A 15190-nucleotide genomic window follows, 5' to 3' on the forward strand; every position below is an offset into this window, starting at 1 on the left:
GAAATACAGGAAACACGAACCGATGAAAGTCGATGCAGCCTCGAAGACCCCCGTCGTCACACGCATGCGCGTCGTCCCCGTTGCCGGGCGTGACAGCATGCTGCTCAACCTGAGCGGCGCCCACGGGCCGTATTTCACGCGCAACATCGTCATCCTCGAGGACAGCAGCGGACACACGGGCCTCGGCGAAGTGCCGGGCGGCGAGGGGATTCGCCGCACGCTCGAGGACGCGAGCGCGCTCGTCGTTGGCCAGCCACTCGGTCGCTGGCAGGACGTCCTCAACACGGTGCGGCAGCGCTTCGGCGACCGCGATGCGGGCGGCCGCGGCACGCAAACGTTCGACCTGCGCATCACCGTGCACGCCGTGACGGCGATCGAAGCGGCGCTGCTCGATCTGCTCGGCCAACATCTCGAAGTGCCCGTGGCGGCGCTCTTGGGCGAAGGCCAGCAGCGCACGCACGTGCCGATGCTGGGCTATCTTTTCTATGTCGGCGAACGCGAGCGCACGGCGCTCGACTATCGGAGCGAGCGCGACGCAGACGACGCGTGGTTCCGTCTGCGCAACGAGCCCGCGCTCACGCCCGAAGCGGTCGTCGAGCTTGCCGTTGCCGCGCGTGCGCGCTACGGCTTTCACGACTTCAAGCTGAAGGGAGGCGTGCTCGCGGGCGATGAGGAAATCGCCGCGGTGACCGCGCTTGCCGAGCGTTTTCCTGATGCGCGGATCACGCTCGATCCGAACGGCGCCTGGTCGCTCGCGGAAGCGATTCGCCTTTGCCGCGACCAGCACGACGTGCTCGCCTATGCCGAGGACCCGTGCGGCGCCGAAGGCGGATATTCGGGCCGCGAGGTGATGGCCGAGTTCCGTCGCGCGACGGGCCTGCCGACGGCGACCAACATGATCGCCACCGATTGGCGCCAGCTCGGCCACGCGGTGATGCTGCAGTCCGTCGACATTCCGCTCGCCGATCCGCACTTCTGGACGATGCGCGGCTCGGTTCGCGTCGCCCAGCTTTGCGCCGAATGGGGGCTCACCTGGGGCTCGCATTCAAACAACCATTTCGACATTTCGCTTGCGATGTTCACGCATGTCGCGGCGGCGGCGCCCGGCCAGATCACGGCGATCGATACGCACTGGATCTGGCAGGACGGCCAGCATCTCACGCGCGAGCCGTTCAAGATCGTCGACGGTCAAGTGGCCGTGCCGGCGCGCGGCGGGCTCGGCATCGAGCTCGACGAGGAAGCGCTCACGGCCGCGCATGCGCTTTACCTCGAGAAAGGGCTCGGCAGCCGCGACGATGCCGCCGCGATGCAGTACCTGATTCCGGGCTGGACGTTCGACAACAAGCGTCCGTGCCTCGTTCGCTGAAACACTGGAGTCTTCCGCCATGTCTGTCTCTACCACCGAGCTCGAACCGGCCGCCACGGAGCGCGCGCTGACGATTCGCGTCGACGAGCGCGACAACGTCGCGATCGTCGTGAACGCGCGCGGCCTGCCCGCCGGCACCAAGCTCGACGACGGCACCGTGCTCGTGCAAGGTGTGCCGCAAGGGCACAAGGTCGCGCTGGCCGATCTTGCCGAAGGCGATGCGGTCATTCGTTACGGCGAAGTCATCGGCTACGCCGCGAAGCCGCTCGCGCGCGGCAGCTGGATCGACGAGCACGCCGTGCGGCTGCCGCAGCCGCCCGCGCTCGATTCGCTGCCGCTCGCCACGCGCAAGACCTCGGCTCAACCGAAACTCGAGGGCTACACGTTCGAGGGCTATCGCAACGCGGACGGCACCGTCGGCACGAAGAACGTGCTCGGCATCATGACGAGCGTGCAGTGCGTGGCCGGCGTGACCGAGTACGTCGTGAACCGGATCAAGCGCGAGTTGCTGCCGCGCTACCCGAACGTCGATGACGTCGTGGCGCTCACGCACACTTACGGCTGTGGCGTGGCGATCAATGCGCCCGCCGCGATCGTGCCGATTCGCACGCTGCAGAACCTCGCCGTGAACCCCAACTTCGGGGGAGAGGTGATGGTGATCGGTCTGGGATGCGAGAAGCTCGTGCCCGAGCGGCTCGTGCCGTCCGAGCGCGTGCCGGGCGGACGCATTCCGATCGAAGTGGCCGGCAAGCCGGAGTCGCCGGTGCTTTCGCTGCAGGACGAGGCGTATCACGGCTTCGGCGAGATGGTCGACGCGATCCTCGCCATGGCGGACGACCGGCTCGCCAAGCTGAATCAGCGGCGGCGCGAGACATGCCCGGCATCGGATCTCGTCATCGGCGTGCAGTGCGGCGGCAGCGATGCGTTCTCGGGCGTGACGGCGAATCCGGCCGTCGGGTTCGCCACTGACCTGATCGTGCGCGCGGGCGGCACGGTGATGTTCTCCGAAGTGACCGAAGTGCGCGACGCGATCCATCTGCTCACGCCGCGCGCGATCGACGAGGAAGTTGGCCGTGCGCTCTTGCGCGAGATGTCCTGGTACGACGACTACTTAAGCGGCGGCCGCGCCGATCGCAGCGCCAATCCGTCGCCGGGCAACAAGCGCGGCGGCTTGTCGAACGTCGTCGAAAAGGCGCTCGGCTCGATCGTCAAGTCGGGCACGAGCCCGATCGTCGACGTGCTCGGCCCCGGCGAGAAAATGCGTCGGAAGGGGCTCATCTTCGCGGCGACGCCGGCGAGCGATTTCGTCTGCGGCACGCTGCAGCTCGCCTCGGGCATCAATTTGCAGGTGTTCACGACGGGGCGCGGCACCCCTTACGGCCTCGCGATGGCGCCCGTCATCAAAGTCTCGACGCGCAAGGCGCTCTCGGAGCGCTGGCACGATCTCATCGATCTCGACGCCGGGCGCATCGCGACGGGGGAAGCCACGATCGCCGACATCGGCTGGGAGCTTTTCCATATGATTCTCGATGTGGCGAGCGGTCGTAAGCAGGTCTGCGCCGACAAGCTTGGCCTGCATAATGACCTCGTTCTCTTCAACCCAGCACCCGTGACCTGAAATGACGAATATCAATCCGGCCGCCGACCTGCCGGGCGGCGATCCGCCGGGCGGCGATCCGCTCGAAGGCGTGTCCACGCATTGCGGCCGCATCCTGCTCACGGGCGCGGCGGGCAATCTGGGACGTGTGCTGCGCGAGCGCTTGAAGCGCTACGCCGATGTCATCCGCGTTTCCGACATCGCCGCGCTCGACCCTGCGCGCGAGGGCGAAGAACTCGCGCCGTGCGACCTTTCGGATGCAAAGGCCGTCGATGCGCTCGTGCGTGGCGTCGATGTGATCGTCCATCTCGGCGGCGTGTCGGTGGAGCGTCCGTTTGAAGAAATTCTGCCGGCGAACATCGCAGGTACCTACCACATTTACGAGGCCGCGCGCCGGCACGGCGTGCGGCGCATCGTATTCGCCAGCTCGAACCATGTAACGGGCTTTTATCGGCAGGACGAGGTCATCGATCCGCTCGCGCCGCCGCGCCCCGACGGTTATTACGGCGTCAGCAAGGCATTCGGCGAGCAGCTCGCGCGCTTTTACTTCGACCGCTACGGCGTCGAGACCGTGAGCATTCGGATCGGCTCGTCGTTTCCGCAGCCGAAGGATCGTCGCATGCTCACGACCTGGCTCGGCTATGACGATCTCGAGCAACTCGTGCGCCGCGCGATGTTCGTGCCCGGCGTCGGCTGCCATATCGTCTATGGCGTGTCGGCCAATCGCGATAGCTGGTGGGACAACGCGGCCGCCGCGCGACGGCTCGGCTATGTGCCCGTCGAATCGAGCGAACGTTGGCGGGAGGCGATCGAGCGCGAGCAAGCGCCGCTTCCGGAAGACGATCCCGTGCGCCGCTATCAAGGCGGCGGGTTCGTGACGGCGGGGCCTTTCGGAGACTGAGCGGCGATGATCGAGACGGTTGCCGTCGATCGGATCGGCGAAATGCGGTGCGAGGTCGGGGAAAGCCCGGTCTGGCACGCGGACGAAAACGCGGTTTACTGGACGGATATTCCGGGCCGCGCGCTCTGGCGCTGGCATGCCTCGACGGGGTGTGCCGAGGCGTGGGCGTTGCCGCAAATGGCGGGTTCGATTGCGATCCTCGACGGTGACGATGGCGGCGTCGCGCTCGCGATGGAAACGGGTATCTACCGCGTGCCGCGGCCCGAGGGCGGCGTCGCGTTGCCCGAGCCGACGCTGATAGCGAGCGTCGAGCATCCGCGTTCGGACATGCGCTTCAACGACGGGCGCTGCGACCGGCAAGGGCGTTTTCTCGCCGGCACGATGGTGCTCGACATGTCGCTGGCCGCGCCGCTCGGGCAGCTCTATCGGCTCGATTTCGAGCAGAGCCGCGTCGAGCGTCTTTGCGACTCGCTCATCGTTTCGAACGGCCTCGCGTTCAGCCCCGACGGCCGGACGATGTATCTTTCGGATTCGCATCCGAGCCGGCGGATGATCTGGGCGTTCGACTACGACATCGACGAGGGGGTGCCGCACGGACGGCGCCTCTTCGTCGATATGAACGAACATCCGGGTCGGCCCGACGGCGCGGCCGTCGATGCCGAAGGTTGCTACTGGATCTGCGGCAACGACGCCGGCTTGGTCCATCGATTTACGCCGGCGGGCCGGCTCGTGAGAAGCATCGAAGTGCCGGTCTCCAAGCCTGCAATGTGCGCATTCGGCGGGACGGGGCTCGAGACGCTTTTCGTCACGTCGATCCGCAAGGAAGGGGAGCCGCTCTCGGGCGCGGTGTTCGCGCTGAACCCGGGCGTGGCGGGATTGCCGGAGCCGCGATTGCGGCGCTGAGCGTAGCGTTTGGGTCAGGAGACGCAAAAAGACCGGGCGCGAGCGACGCATACGGCGGATAGCAACAAGAAGCGTTTTCACCAGGAGGAGACATGAAAGTGAAGGGGATCGTGCATCGCATCGGCGGCGTCGCCGCGGCGCTTTGCTTCTCGTTGACCGCAACATCGAGCTTTGCGGAGTCGGTGTCGCTCAACGTCGTCGACGTCGCGGGCAATCTCGCGCTGACGAAAGCCGGGTTGGAAGCCTTCAAGGCCAAGTATCCGGACCTTGTTTCGAACATCACCTATACCAACTCACCGGCGCCCCAGCTGCCGGGCAAGCTGAAGGCGATGCAGAACGCGGGCCGTTCGGACATCGACCTCGTTCTCACAGGCACTGACGCGCTCGCGGCAGGTATCGAGCAAAACCTTTGGATGAAGCTGCCCGATAGTCAGCTCAAGGACGCGGACGCCAAGTACGCGCCGGGGCCGGCTGCGATGCAGAAGCTCGCGCAGGGCTACGGTCTCGAAGTCACATTCATGCCGGCGGGCCCGCTCATCGAATACAACCCGGATAAGGTTCCACCGGCCGAAGTGCCGAAGACACCCGAGCAACTGCTCTCGTGGTGCAAGGCGCATCCGAACAAGCTCATCTACGCGCGCCCGGCCAACTCGGGCCCGGGCCGCACGTTCCTGATGGGTCTGCCCTACATCCTGGGCGACAAGGATCCGACGGATCCGATCAACGGTTGGGACAAGACCTGGGCTTTCCTCAAGCAGCTGAACGAATGCATTCCCTACTATCCGGGCGGCACGTCGGCCGTGATGAAGGAGCTCGGCGAAGGCACGCGTGACATGACTGTCACGGTGACCGGTTGGGATATCAACCCGCGCGCGCTCGGCATCGTCCCGGCCAACTTCAAGGTGCAGCCGTTCGACAACATGAAGTGGGTCAACGACGCGCACTACATGGTCATTCCGAAGGGCGTGCCGAAGGCGAAGGTCGACGTTCTCCTGAAGCTGATGGACTTCATGCTGGAGCCGGCACAGCAGGCGATGACGTACGACGATGGCTATTTCTACCCGGGACCCGCGGTCAAGGACATCACGATCTCGCAGGCCCCGCAAAAGAGCCAGATAACCATCGAGAAATATGGCCGCGTCGAGTACGGCGGGTGGCTCAAGAAGTACCCTAACGTTCAACCGCTGCCCGCCGACAAGATGGTCGAGGCGTTCAAGAAGTGGGATACCGAAGTCGGCGCGCAGAAGACGAAGTAAGTGCGTGAAGCGTTGTCAGTGAAGTCGATGCGGCCGGGTCAGCCGGCCGCGTCCCCAGATGTCAGCAAGGGAAAGACCATGAAGCACACGTTCGATCAACTGCGCCTCGCCTCGGTGTCGCGCAGCTTTGCCAACGCCGAAGGCGCCCATATCTCCGCGCTGAACGGTCTCGATCTCGAGATCGAGCGCGGCGAATTCATCGCGTTGCTCGGGCCTTCGGGCTGCGGCAAATCCACCGCGCTCAACTGCATCGCCGGCCTGCAGCCGCTTACGGGCGGAGAAATCTGGCTCGACGACGTGCGCATCGATGTCCTCGCGCCCGAGAAGCGCGGGTTCGGCATGGTCTTTCAGAACTACGCGCTGTTTCCGCATATGACGGTGCTCGAGAACGTCGGCTTCGGCTTGAAGATGCGCGGCGTGGCGAAGGCCGAGGCGGAAAAGCGTGCGCGCGCGGCGCTCCAGCTCGTGCAGCTCGTCGGCCACGAAGGCAAGCTGCCGGGACAGCTCTCGGGCGGCCAGCAGCAGCGCGTCGCGATCGCGCGCGCGATCGTCATCGAGCCGCCCGTCGTGCTGATGGATGAGCCGCTTTCGAACCTCGACACGAAACTGCGTATCGAAATGCGGGCGGAAATCCGCCGTATTCACGGCCAACTCGAGCGCGCGACGATTTACGTGACGCACGATCAGGACGAGGCCCTTTCGATGGCCGACCGCATCGTCGTCATGAAAGAGGGCGTGGTGCAGCAGGTGGCAGCGCCCAAGGAAGTCTATTGCCGTCCGAAGAACCTGCATGTCGCGCGCTTCATGGGTTATCGGAACGTGCTCGCCTGCACGCTCGACGGCACCGCCGGCAACGGCGTGGAGGTGACGGCGAGCGGCGTGCGTTTCGTCGCCACGGCGATGGAGGCCTTCGAGGCGAAGGCGGTCCTGCTCGCCATACGCCCCGACGATCTCGTCCGCGCGCAGCCCGGTACGCCGAACGCGTTCGAGGTCGAAGTGGACGTGGTGGAGTACGGCGGCCGCGACTCGCTGCTTTTCGTGCGCGCCCCTTTCGGCAAGCTTTGGGCGCGCGTAGAGGGCGAGTTCGCGCAAGGCGAACGCGTGACGCTCTCCGTCGCGCCGGAACGCGCGCTGGTCTACAACGAGGAAGAGGCATCATGAGCACGCTCTCGCTCACGGGCCCGCGCGACGCGAAAGGCTGGCTCGTCACGCCGGCGCTCGGGTTCATCGTCGCGCTCTTCGTCTATCCGTTTGCCTACGGTCTCGTATTGTCGTTTCAGCCGATGAACGGTGGAAGCACGCTCGCGAACTATGCGACGTTCTTTTCCGATAGCTCGATGTGGCCGACGGTCATCGTCACCTTGAAGCTTGCGGTGCCCGCGACGCTGATCAACGTCGGCCTCTCCGTGCCCGTCGCTTTCGCGCTGCGCCGGAAGTCGCCGTATCAGAAGCTCGTCACGACGTTGCTCGTGATTCCGGTGACGCTCGGCACGGTGCTCATCGCCGACGGCATGCTGACTTATTTCTCGCCGCTCGGCTGGTTCACGCAGGCCGTGAATGCGCTGCACCTTTACGGTGGAGAAGTGAGACTGACGCACAATTACTGGGGCGTTCTGATTTCTCTAGTCGTGTCGGGTTTCCCGTTCGCGTTCCTGCTGACGCTCTCGTACGTCACCGGAATCGATCCGACGCTCGCTCGCGCGGCCGCGACGCTCGGGGCAAGCCCCTGGCAGCAGTTCAGGCAGATCTATCTGCCGCTCCTCGTGCCGGGACTGACGATGGCGGCATGTCTTTCGTTCGTTCAGGCGTTCTCGGTGTTTCCTTCGGCCGTGCTGCTCGGCGCGCCGGCTGGGCCGACGCGCGTCATTTCGATCGCCGCCGCCGAGGCTGCCTTCGAAAGCTACGACTACTCGCTCGCTTCGACGATCGCGATCATCATGGGATTCGTGCAGTTGATCGTGGTGGCGGCGATGCTCGGCGCGCGCCGGATGTTCTACACCGGTCCGGTGACGGGAGGGAAAGGGTAATGGCCATCGAAAATCAAACCGCGCGCACGCTGCCGATGCGCGGCGACGCGTCGTCGGTCGACGGCGGTGGTGCGCGTTCGAAGGCGCGGCGTACCGAGAGTATTGGCGGGCGCCTCTGGAAGGTGCTCGTCCGCTGCGTCATGGCGTTCTTCCTGCTCAACGTGCTGTTGCTGATCGCGACGGTCGCCGTCAATTCGATCGGCACGCGTTGGTTCGGCACTTTGCTGCCGCAAGGATTCACGCTGCATTGGTATGCGCAGGCGTGGAGCGACTTCCAGCTTTCGAGCGTGCTCACGGTGACGGTCGAAGTGGTGGGCGCCGTGGTGCTGCTGTCGATCGGACTCGGTGTGCCCGCGGCTTATGCGTTCGCGCGGGCGACGTTTCCGGGCAAGCGGCTCGCGATGCTGATCTTCTTGCTGCCGCTGATGGTGCCGCCGGTGACGTACGGCATTCCGATGGCAACCGTCATGTACAAGGTGGGTCTCGCGGGCACGCTGGCGGGCGTCATTCTCGCGAATCTCGTGCCTGCGTTGCCGTTCGTCATTCTGGTCATGACGCCGTTCATCGAGCAGATCGACCCCAACCTGGAAGCAGCCGCCAGGATCTTCGGCGCGAACACGTTCCGCTACTTCCGCTACGTGCTGCTGCCATTGCTTGTACCGGGCATGCTGGCGGCCGGACTGCTCGTGCTCGTCCGCACGATCGGCATGTTCGAGCTGACGTACTTCACGGCCGGGCCGGACACGCAAACGCTCGTCGTGGCCCTTTACTACGCGGTGTTTTCTACAGGCGTCCGCGCGCCGCAATCAATCGACGCGATGGCGATGATCTACATGGGCATTACGCTCGTCTGGGTGTTGATCGCGCTGCAGTTCGTGAGCCCGACGCAGCTTGTGTCGCGCGTGAAGGAAGAGCGGTAGCGAGGGCGGCGCCGAACCGCTCGCATGGCACGGCGGCGGTCCGGCGCAGCCCTCGACTCGATTCTCCTTCAGCCGGCCGCCGCCTGAATCGCGGTGACCAGTGCCGCGTTGCTGTACGCCTTTCCTCCAATGCCCCACGACTCGTCCGCGGCATAGACGATATTGGTCCAGATCTGCTCGCGCCGAATGCGACCTTGCGCGGCCCGTTCCACGGCGTTCGTCGCCGCTTCGATGAACGCCTGTTTCGATTCGGATGTCGCGAGCGCAACCCCCGGCAGCTTCAATTCGATGAATGCGGCGGCGGCTGGCTCTCCGCCCACGAACACATGACGTCTCGGCAGCACGTTGACCGTACCGACTACGTTGGCGGTCATAAAGCTGTTGCCGTCCAGCCCGGCGACCTTCAGCAGGGCGTTGGTCAGCTCGGCAAACACTTGCGTTTCGACTTCGGGGGGCAGTAGGCCTTCCGGCACCGTAAGCGTAATCGGCATGGCGATTCCTCCAGTCAATGGATGAGTGGTAGTGGTATAAATACAGACTGCTCTCTAAGAATACATACTGATCGCTCTCTATGCAATAGAGAGCGATCTCTCTTTTTAATTTGCAGCACAGGTCACATCCATGCGTTACTCAGCGGAACACAAACAGGAAACGCGCGCGCGCATCCTCGACGCCGCAGGTCGAATTTTTCGCCGTGAGGGTTACGGCGGATCCGGTATCGAAGGCGTGACGAAGGAAGCGGGCGTCACCAACGGAGCGTTCTATGGGCACTTCAGGTCGAAGAGCGAAGCGTTCCGGACGGTCGTGTTGACCGGCCTGGAGCAGCTGCGGCTCGCGATTGCCGACATGAAGGCTGCACGCGGCAAACGCTGGCTCAAGCCGTTTATTGATTTCTACATGGGTGCGAAGCGCACTTGCGACATTGGCGAGAGTTGCGCGTTGCCGAGCTTTTCGCCCGAGGTGGTTCGCGCCGACTTCGAGACGCGCGCGGCGTATGAAGCCGAATTGCGGCGCCTGATCGATGAAGTATCGACGGGACTGGCCGGAGGCTCGGGGAAGGAGCGCGACGATGCCGCGATCGCGCTGCTTGCGATGCTCTCGGGCGGCGTCACGCTGGCGCGTGCGGTGGCGGATCCGGCGTTGTCCGAGCGCATCGCGCGGGCTGTCACCAAGTATGCTCAGGGCGTGGCGACCGAGCTCGCTGACGAGTGAAGCGGGTTGGCTTGCCCGCGCATGAGTCCGCTCGGCGGCGCAACGTCGCTAACACCCGGCCTGAGGACGATCGTAATCCTGGAAGATGCGGCAGACGGCACGCGCATCGTCACACGCTTGGAGACGCTCGCGAAAGCGGTGATCGCAAAAGCGCTCGGCCACGTCGGCAAGTAAGTGCAGATGCGTCGTGTTCGCCCATTCCGGGACGAACAGCGCGACGACGTCGGTCACCGGTGCGTCGTCGGGCGCCTCGAAGGGGATGGGTTCGCGCGGGCGGACATAGAGCACGATGGGCTCGCGCAGGCCTTCCGCCTGAGCGTGCGGGACGGCGATGCCACGGCCGAGACCTGTCGAGCCGAGCGCTTCTCGAGCACTGAGGCCCGCGGCGACCGTCGCCGCCGGTAAGCCGCCGTATCGTTCGACGAAATGGCCGAGCACCGTGAAGAGCGCGTCTCGGTCGGCTACGTCGAGGCCGAGCAGCACGCGTTCATCGGAGATCAATCGAGCGATCGTTTCGGTGCCGCTTGCTGCCGCTGCACTTTGAGCATGCGCGTCGTCACGGGGCGACTGCTCGGGGTGCAAAAGATCACGCCAGACGCCTGTCGGCGTTTCGGGGACGTCGAGCAATTGCCCGAGTTCGGCGGTCGGTGCCAGATCGGCCACGCGCCGCATGGCGCCGTTGATCGCCGTCCTCGGGAGATAAAGCGACAACCGTACCCGAGTCGTGCCTGCGAGCGGCGTGATGCGGATAGTCCACGGTTGTCCAAGACAATCGCGAATCAATGCCTGGCGTACGGGGGTGGCATGCTGAGCGTCGAGCGTGACGCGCATCATGACGTTGCGGCTCGTTTGCCCCCGCGTGAGCGGGCGAGGGTGCTCGCGCGGCACCTTGCCGCGTTTGCCGAGTAGGGCGGCCAAGCCAGCCCATCGGTGACGCATTTCATTCTCCGGTCGAATCCTGATTACCGGAAGGATATCCGGATCGACGCAAAGGTGAAGGAAATGCAACGGCATGCGCTCGGTTGCCTAGAATTGATTCAGGCAGTCGCTCCGCTGGCCATGGGCTATCGAGAGGACGATGCATTCGTCGCTCACGCCCCGTGCCGGCATCGTCTCAGATGACGAGCGGAGACATGGAGGCCAACCATGAAATTCATGCTGACATTCACCTGGGCCCCCGATACACGGTCCAGGGCGGAAGCCATCGAGCGATTCGAGAAGACGGGCGGGCTTCCGCCAGAGGGTGTCAAGCTGCTGGGCAGATGGACACGAGCCGATCTGGGCGGCGGCTTCGACTTGCTCGAGACAGACGATGTGAAGAAACTGACTGAATTCGCCTACTCGTGGAACGACCTGATGCATCTGGAGATCGCGCCGGTGATCGAAGATGCGGAGTTCGGAGAGGTGCTCGGGCGCGTGCTGAAATAAACTTTTCCGTTGCACGTCCCAGACCGACGCAATTCGAAAATGAAGCCGTCCGGGCACATCGGCAGCGGTGAGTTACTGCGCCGCCCAGCTCCTACAGCTCGGCCAGCGCATTGGCGACGCGCGGTGCTCGCGCTGATTGCGGCGCTGGCATCTTATGTCGCCGTCGATCTCTTCTGGCCGCTCGATCGCGACCTCAGCCGCTTTGACCCGATCGCGACAGCGACGCTCGAAGCAAAAATGTGGCGCTCCTATTATGACCGTGAGCACGCCGTGCTTTTTCTCGAGCTGGCGAAGAGCCTGCGCACGCAGTATCACTTTCCTTTGCTGAGGTCGTATGTCGGCGCCTATTACGGCGCATCCGCCGCCTTCACGTTTAAGGAGGGCAAAGCGCGCGGCGACTACCTGAAGGCGTTACCGGCATTGCGGACTTACTTCTCAATCATCCGTCATACCGGCGACCGCGCTTTCGCCGTCGATCGCGCAGCCTCGCTGGAACTGGAATGGTGGATCGTGCATCGGCAGCGCGACCGTTATCCCCCGGGCGCGTTGGCTGATGCATGCGCGGCAGCAGCGGCAGCGCTGTATACGTTGCCCGCCAGCGCGACGTCGGAGTTTGGCCGGCTGCGTGCGCAGGCGATGCTCTTTCGCGATGCCCGCGAGGAAGCCGGCAGCGTCACCGAAAGCGATTGGGCGACGATCGAAGCGCTGTTGCGCCGGGGTTATATGTCGCTTCGACACGCGGTCTCACCGATGACTACGCGTCAATAGAGGTCGTGCCAGGCGAGAGACTAACGGCGCAAGACGTGCTTGCAAAAAAGGAGCGCTATCCCGCGGCAAAAAAGCGTCTCGGGGTCGATCCCATCAGCCTGCGGAACATAGCGATGAACGCCGACGAAGATGCGTACCCCAGATCCAACGCTACTGCTTCCACGCTGCGCCCGCTCTTGAGCATCGGCAGCGCGGTGACGATCCGCACCCGTTGCCGCCATTCAGTCAGGGACATACCCAGCTCGCTCTGACATCGGCGAATCAGCGTACGTTCGCTCAGGTTGAAGGCGGCTGCCAGTTCCGCGATGGTCCGATTGTCGGCCGGATCGTCGCGCAGAGGCTGCAATACGGCGTTGAGTTGTGTGTCGTCCGTGTGAGGGACGAAACTGCCCGTCGTGCGGCATGCGGACAACTGATCGACCACAACACGCAAAAGCCGCTCGCGGGCCGGCTCGGGTTCAGAGGTGTTTCCGAGATCGCGCAAATGCTCGAGGATGGCACGCACCAGCGGCGTGACCATGACCGCGCAGGAGTAATCGGGCATGCCATTGCACAAATCTCGCCGAATGTACATTGAGCAATGCACGGCCGCTTGATGGTTAAAGCCTGTGTGCTCCGTGTCCGGTGCGATCCACAGTCCCAGATGCGGTGGCGCAAGAAAGTATTGGTCACCAGCCGTCACTTCCGTCACGCCGCTGAACGAATAGACGAATTCGCCCCATGCGTGTCGCAGGATCGGGTAGCTCGCATGCGCAGGCATGCGCTCCGTCCGGAAGAACACCGGCACGGGCAATACGTCGGTGAACGGCGGTAGGCGGATGTGCGCGGTGGTCGCTGGCACCTTTGGTTTCATCGGCTGGCGGTCTCGCGGGATCGAATGTCAGTTTCTAACTATATAGCGCGAAACCCTGCGATCGATACTGTCGGCAGGAATTCTTTGGGATTGGAGCGATGAGAAAAGCGGTCGACGGCCGAGCCACGCTGATGATGGTCGCTCTCTGCCTCATCTGGAGCCTGCAGCAAGTAGCGGTCAAGACTTCCATGGCGGACGCGTCACCGATTCTGCAGCTCGCGTTGCGTTCGGGCGTAGCGGCTCTTTTGGTTTGGTTGTACGCGCGCTTTGTCGCAAGGGACCCGTGGTTGACGAGGCCGATCCTACGCGCCGCAGTCACGACCGGCAGCCTCTTCGCACTCGAATTTCTGCTCGTGGCGGAGGGCCTGAACTGGACGAGCGCCTCGCACATGGTGGTGTTCCTCTATACCGCGCCAATGTTTGCTGCCCTCGGCCTGCATCTGTGGCTGCCCGACGAACGACTATCGCGTTTGCAATGGAGTGGGCTCGGTCTTTCCTTCATCGGCATCTCGATCGCGTTTCTTGTGCCGACTTTGGGCACGGGCGGCCTCGCGCGAACGCCGGCATGGATGCTGGGCGACCTCTTGGGTTTGTGCGGCGGCGCGGCTTGGGGCTTGACGACCGTCGCCGTGCGCACGAGTCGGCTCAGCGAGGCCCCGGCCACGCAAACGCTGTTCTATCAGTTGGCCGCCGCATTCGTCATTCTGCTGCCAGCCGCGGCCGTCTTTGGCGAGATGCGTTTCCACAGCACGCCGATGGTCTGGATCAGTCTCGGGTTCCAAACATTTATCGTTTGTTTCGCCAGCTTTCTGATCTGGTTCGCGATGTTGCGACGCTATCTTGCCGCACGCCTCGGCGTGCTGGCGTTCATGACTCCGGTCTTCGGCGTGGGGTGGGGCGTCGTACTGCTGCATGAGCAATTGACGCCTGCGTTCGTGATCGGTGCGGTATTGGTACTCGCGGGGCTGATCGTCGTCAACGGTCATTCGTGGCTTCGGACGCTGTTGCCGCATCGGAAGGCGAAGGAGGAGCGCCCGTCGGAGCCTGCATCGTCGGCACCTTGAACAGCGAAAGGCCGGCGTGCCGTTACCCAGTCTTGCTGGCGAAGGCCCACCCGCGGCTGAAGATGTACGGGTACGTCCATTCAGTTCACGCCTCTCCGATCTTCGTAGCGCTGCCGCTAATGTCTGAACATTGGTACGATATCGCCGCGTCTTGCAGCTATAGAGGGCAGCGAACGTTCAGGGAGGATCGATGCCGTATCATTGCCAACATCAGCAAGGCCAATGACCTCGTCAAGGCGAATCAACTCGTGGGTAACGGCCAATGCGTCGCGTTCGTGCATGCCGTCGTAACAGTCCCACCTGCGTCGCTGTGGCGTAAGGGATCGCTCGTTCAAGGAGGCAACGACATTCCGCGCGGTACCGTCATCGCCACGTTTGACGACAATGGACGCTACGGTAATCATCCGAACGGTACCAGCCACGCCGCCATCTACCTGTACCAAACGCCCGCCGGCATCGTCGTGCTGGATCAATGGAAAGGGCCGACGGCGCTCCGGGATCATCCCCCGCGGCAGCGGACCATTCAATTTCGGAACGGTCATGGCAAAAAGGTCGACGACGGGACTCAATACTATGTCGTTCAATAAGCGCCTTTTGATGGCGGTCGCGCTCTGCGCATGTACAGCGTGCCATGCCACGGAACGACACCGCTATGCATGCCCGTCGCCTCTGACAGAGGGCAGCGTGAATCACGCGCTCAAGCATGTGGAGCTCTATGACGGCCCACCCAAGAACCTGGTATCGCTTCAAGCGTGGGATTCACTCAATGACGTCGATCCCTATCTGGTGTGCAGTTACGAGGGCACGGATAAAGTCGTCACGATCCACGCGGCCGGAAGCAAAGCTTGCGACGTGACTGGCAAGCCAAAGGCCGCTTTTTGTGACTGATCGCGGC

Annotated in this window: 17 protein-coding genes; 14 read left to right on the forward strand and 3 right to left on the reverse strand. The window is 63.8% G+C overall.

The annotated features are described in order from the left end of the window. Positions 1 to 22 precede the first annotated feature (22 nt). The 8 genes from gudD to AB4Y31_RS13115 all read left to right on the forward strand — a co-directional run bounded on the left by gudD (position 23) and on the right by AB4Y31_RS13115 (position 8970). On the forward strand, positions 23 to 1366 hold the full coding sequence (gene gudD / locus AB4Y31_RS13080) for a glucarate dehydratase (RefSeq protein ID WP_368674254.1): 1344 nt from the start codon (positions 23 to 25) through the stop codon (positions 1364 to 1366). A gap of 19 nt (positions 1367 to 1385) precedes the next feature. Continuing rightward, positions 1386 to 2984, forward strand: coding sequence for a galactarate dehydratase (gene garD, locus AB4Y31_RS13085; RefSeq protein WP_018443162.1), 1599 nt, complete (start codon positions 1386 to 1388; stop codon positions 2982 to 2984). Between the two features lies 1 nt (position 2985). Beyond that, a complete protein-coding gene (locus AB4Y31_RS13090) occupies positions 2986 to 3864 on the forward strand; it encodes an NAD-dependent epimerase/dehydratase family protein (protein WP_368674255.1) in 879 nt (292 codons plus the stop codon). 6 nt (positions 3865 to 3870) lie between these two features. After that, a complete protein-coding gene (locus tag AB4Y31_RS13095) occupies positions 3871 to 4767 on the forward strand; it encodes an SMP-30/gluconolactonase/LRE family protein (RefSeq protein WP_368674256.1) in 897 nt (298 codons plus the stop codon). Between the two features lie 92 nt (positions 4768 to 4859). After that, entirely contained in the window at positions 4860 to 6023 is a 1164-nt protein-coding gene (locus AB4Y31_RS13100) for an ABC transporter substrate-binding protein (protein WP_368674257.1), read from the forward strand. 78 nt (positions 6024 to 6101) lie between these two features. Next, on the forward strand, positions 6102 to 7184 hold the full coding sequence (locus AB4Y31_RS13105) for an ABC transporter ATP-binding protein (RefSeq protein WP_368674258.1): 1083 nt from the start codon (positions 6102 to 6104) through the stop codon (positions 7182 to 7184). Next, complete coding sequence (locus tag AB4Y31_RS13110) at positions 7181 to 8050, forward strand: ABC transporter permease (protein ID WP_368674259.1); 870 nt, start codon at positions 7181 to 7183, stop codon at positions 8048 to 8050. Before AB4Y31_RS13105 ends, AB4Y31_RS13110 begins: the two co-directional genes overlap by 4 nt. After that, positions 8050 to 8970, forward strand: a complete 921-nt coding sequence (locus AB4Y31_RS13115; protein ID WP_368674260.1) for an ABC transporter permease — start codon at positions 8050 to 8052, stop codon at positions 8968 to 8970. Before AB4Y31_RS13110 ends, AB4Y31_RS13115 begins: the two co-directional genes overlap by 1 nt. Before the next feature lie 68 nt (positions 8971 to 9038). Here the strand turns inward: AB4Y31_RS13115 and AB4Y31_RS13120 are convergent, their stop codons facing one another. Beyond that, positions 9039 to 9461 (reverse strand): 4-oxalocrotonate tautomerase family protein, encoded by a 423-nt coding sequence (locus AB4Y31_RS13120; protein WP_368674261.1) that lies wholly within the window; start codon positions 9459 to 9461, stop codon positions 9039 to 9041. Positions 9462 to 9591: 130 nt separating this feature from the next. Here AB4Y31_RS13120 and AB4Y31_RS13125 point away from each other — a divergent pair, with 130 nt between their 5' ends. Continuing rightward, positions 9592 to 10182 carry a TetR/AcrR family transcriptional regulator gene (locus tag AB4Y31_RS13125; protein WP_368674262.1) on the forward strand — a complete coding sequence of 197 codons (591 nt, stop codon included), beginning with the start codon at positions 9592 to 9594 and terminating at the stop codon, positions 10180 to 10182. A 48-nt stretch (positions 10183 to 10230) separates the two neighbouring features. Here AB4Y31_RS13125 and AB4Y31_RS13130 read toward each other — a convergent pair whose 3' ends face one another. After that, a complete protein-coding gene (locus AB4Y31_RS13130) occupies positions 10231 to 11121 on the reverse strand; it encodes a PTS sugar transporter subunit IIA (protein WP_368674263.1) in 891 nt (296 codons plus the stop codon). A 207-nt stretch (positions 11122 to 11328) separates the two neighbouring features. Here AB4Y31_RS13130 and AB4Y31_RS13135 point away from each other — a divergent pair, with 207 nt between their 5' ends. Both AB4Y31_RS13135 and AB4Y31_RS13140 read left to right on the forward strand, forming a co-directional pair. Then, complete coding sequence (locus AB4Y31_RS13135) at positions 11329 to 11610, forward strand: DUF3303 domain-containing protein (protein ID WP_026230126.1); 282 nt, start codon at positions 11329 to 11331, stop codon at positions 11608 to 11610. A gap of 123 nt (positions 11611 to 11733) precedes the next feature. Further along, positions 11734 to 12378 (forward strand): hypothetical protein, encoded by a 645-nt coding sequence (locus AB4Y31_RS13140; RefSeq protein WP_368674264.1) that lies wholly within the window; start codon positions 11734 to 11736, stop codon positions 12376 to 12378. 55 nt (positions 12379 to 12433) lie between these two features. Here the strand turns inward: AB4Y31_RS13140 and AB4Y31_RS13145 are convergent, their stop codons facing one another. Then, positions 12434 to 13165: a helix-turn-helix transcriptional regulator gene (locus AB4Y31_RS13145; RefSeq protein ID WP_368674265.1), complete on the reverse strand. Its 732-nt coding sequence runs from the start codon at positions 13163 to 13165 to the stop codon at positions 12434 to 12436. A 164-nt stretch (positions 13166 to 13329) separates the two neighbouring features. Here AB4Y31_RS13145 and AB4Y31_RS13150 point away from each other — a divergent pair, with 164 nt between their 5' ends. The 3 genes from AB4Y31_RS13150 to AB4Y31_RS13160 all read left to right on the forward strand — a co-directional run bounded on the left by AB4Y31_RS13150 (position 13330) and on the right by AB4Y31_RS13160 (position 15183). After that, on the forward strand, positions 13330 to 14295 hold the full coding sequence (locus AB4Y31_RS13150; protein ID WP_368674266.1) for a DMT family transporter: 966 nt from the start codon (positions 13330 to 13332) through the stop codon (positions 14293 to 14295). A 119-nt stretch (positions 14296 to 14414) separates the two neighbouring features. Next, the gene (locus tag AB4Y31_RS13155; protein ID WP_368674267.1) at positions 14415 to 14882 is read left to right on the forward strand and encodes a BPSL0067 family protein; all 468 of its coding nucleotides are present in this window, start codon (positions 14415 to 14417) and stop codon (positions 14880 to 14882) included. 10 nt (positions 14883 to 14892) lie between these two features. Then, complete coding sequence (locus AB4Y31_RS13160; RefSeq protein ID WP_368674510.1) at positions 14893 to 15183, forward strand: STY0301 family protein; 291 nt, start codon at positions 14893 to 14895, stop codon at positions 15181 to 15183. Positions 15184 to 15190 lie beyond the last annotated feature (7 nt).

The organism is Trinickia sp. EG282A (assembly GCF_040965455.1).
In the GTDB taxonomy this organism is placed as follows: domain Bacteria; phylum Pseudomonadota; class Gammaproteobacteria; order Burkholderiales; family Burkholderiaceae; genus Trinickia; species Trinickia symbiotica.

What these genes read in the sequence shown, in the direction of transcription:
- AB4Y31_RS13110 (WP_368674259.1), top strand. Translation starts at nt 7,181, where the DNA reads ATGAGCACGCTCTCGCTCACGGGCCCGCGCGACGCGAAAGGCTGGCTC.
- AB4Y31_RS13115 (WP_368674260.1), top strand. Translation starts at nt 8,050, where the DNA reads ATGGCCATCGAAAATCAAACCGCGCGCACGCTGCCGATGCGCGGCGAC.
- AB4Y31_RS13105 (WP_368674258.1), top strand. Translation starts at nt 6,102, where the DNA reads ATGAAGCACACGTTCGATCAACTGCGCCTCGCCTCGGTGTCGCGCAGC.
- AB4Y31_RS13125 (WP_368674262.1), top strand. Translation starts at nt 9,592, where the DNA reads ATGCGTTACTCAGCGGAACACAAACAGGAAACGCGCGCGCGCATCCTC.
- AB4Y31_RS13090 (WP_368674255.1), top strand. Translation starts at nt 2,986, where the DNA reads ATGACGAATATCAATCCGGCCGCCGACCTGCCGGGCGGCGATCCGCCG.
- AB4Y31_RS13150 (WP_368674266.1), top strand. Translation starts at nt 13,330, where the DNA reads ATGAGAAAAGCGGTCGACGGCCGAGCCACGCTGATGATGGTCGCTCTC.
- gudD (WP_368674254.1), top strand. Translation starts at nt 23, where the DNA reads ATGAAAGTCGATGCAGCCTCGAAGACCCCCGTCGTCACACGCATGCGC.
- AB4Y31_RS13135 (WP_026230126.1), top strand. Translation starts at nt 11,329, where the DNA reads ATGAAATTCATGCTGACATTCACCTGGGCCCCCGATACACGGTCCAGG.
- AB4Y31_RS13130 (WP_368674263.1), bottom strand. Translation starts at nt 11,121, where the DNA reads ATGCGTCACCGATGGGCTGGCTTGGCCGCCCTACTCGGCAAACGCGGC.
- AB4Y31_RS13100 (WP_368674257.1), top strand. Translation starts at nt 4,860, where the DNA reads ATGAAAGTGAAGGGGATCGTGCATCGCATCGGCGGCGTCGCCGCGGCG.
- AB4Y31_RS13160 (WP_368674510.1), top strand. Translation starts at nt 14,893, where the DNA reads ATGGCGGTCGCGCTCTGCGCATGTACAGCGTGCCATGCCACGGAACGA.
- garD (WP_018443162.1), top strand. Translation starts at nt 1,386, where the DNA reads ATGTCTGTCTCTACCACCGAGCTCGAACCGGCCGCCACGGAGCGCGCG.
- AB4Y31_RS13095 (WP_368674256.1), top strand. Translation starts at nt 3,871, where the DNA reads ATGATCGAGACGGTTGCCGTCGATCGGATCGGCGAAATGCGGTGCGAG.
- AB4Y31_RS13155 (WP_368674267.1), top strand. Translation starts at nt 14,415, where the DNA reads ATGTCTGAACATTGGTACGATATCGCCGCGTCTTGCAGCTATAGAGGG.
- AB4Y31_RS13120 (WP_368674261.1), bottom strand. Translation starts at nt 9,461, where the DNA reads ATGCCGATTACGCTTACGGTGCCGGAAGGCCTACTGCCCCCCGAAGTC.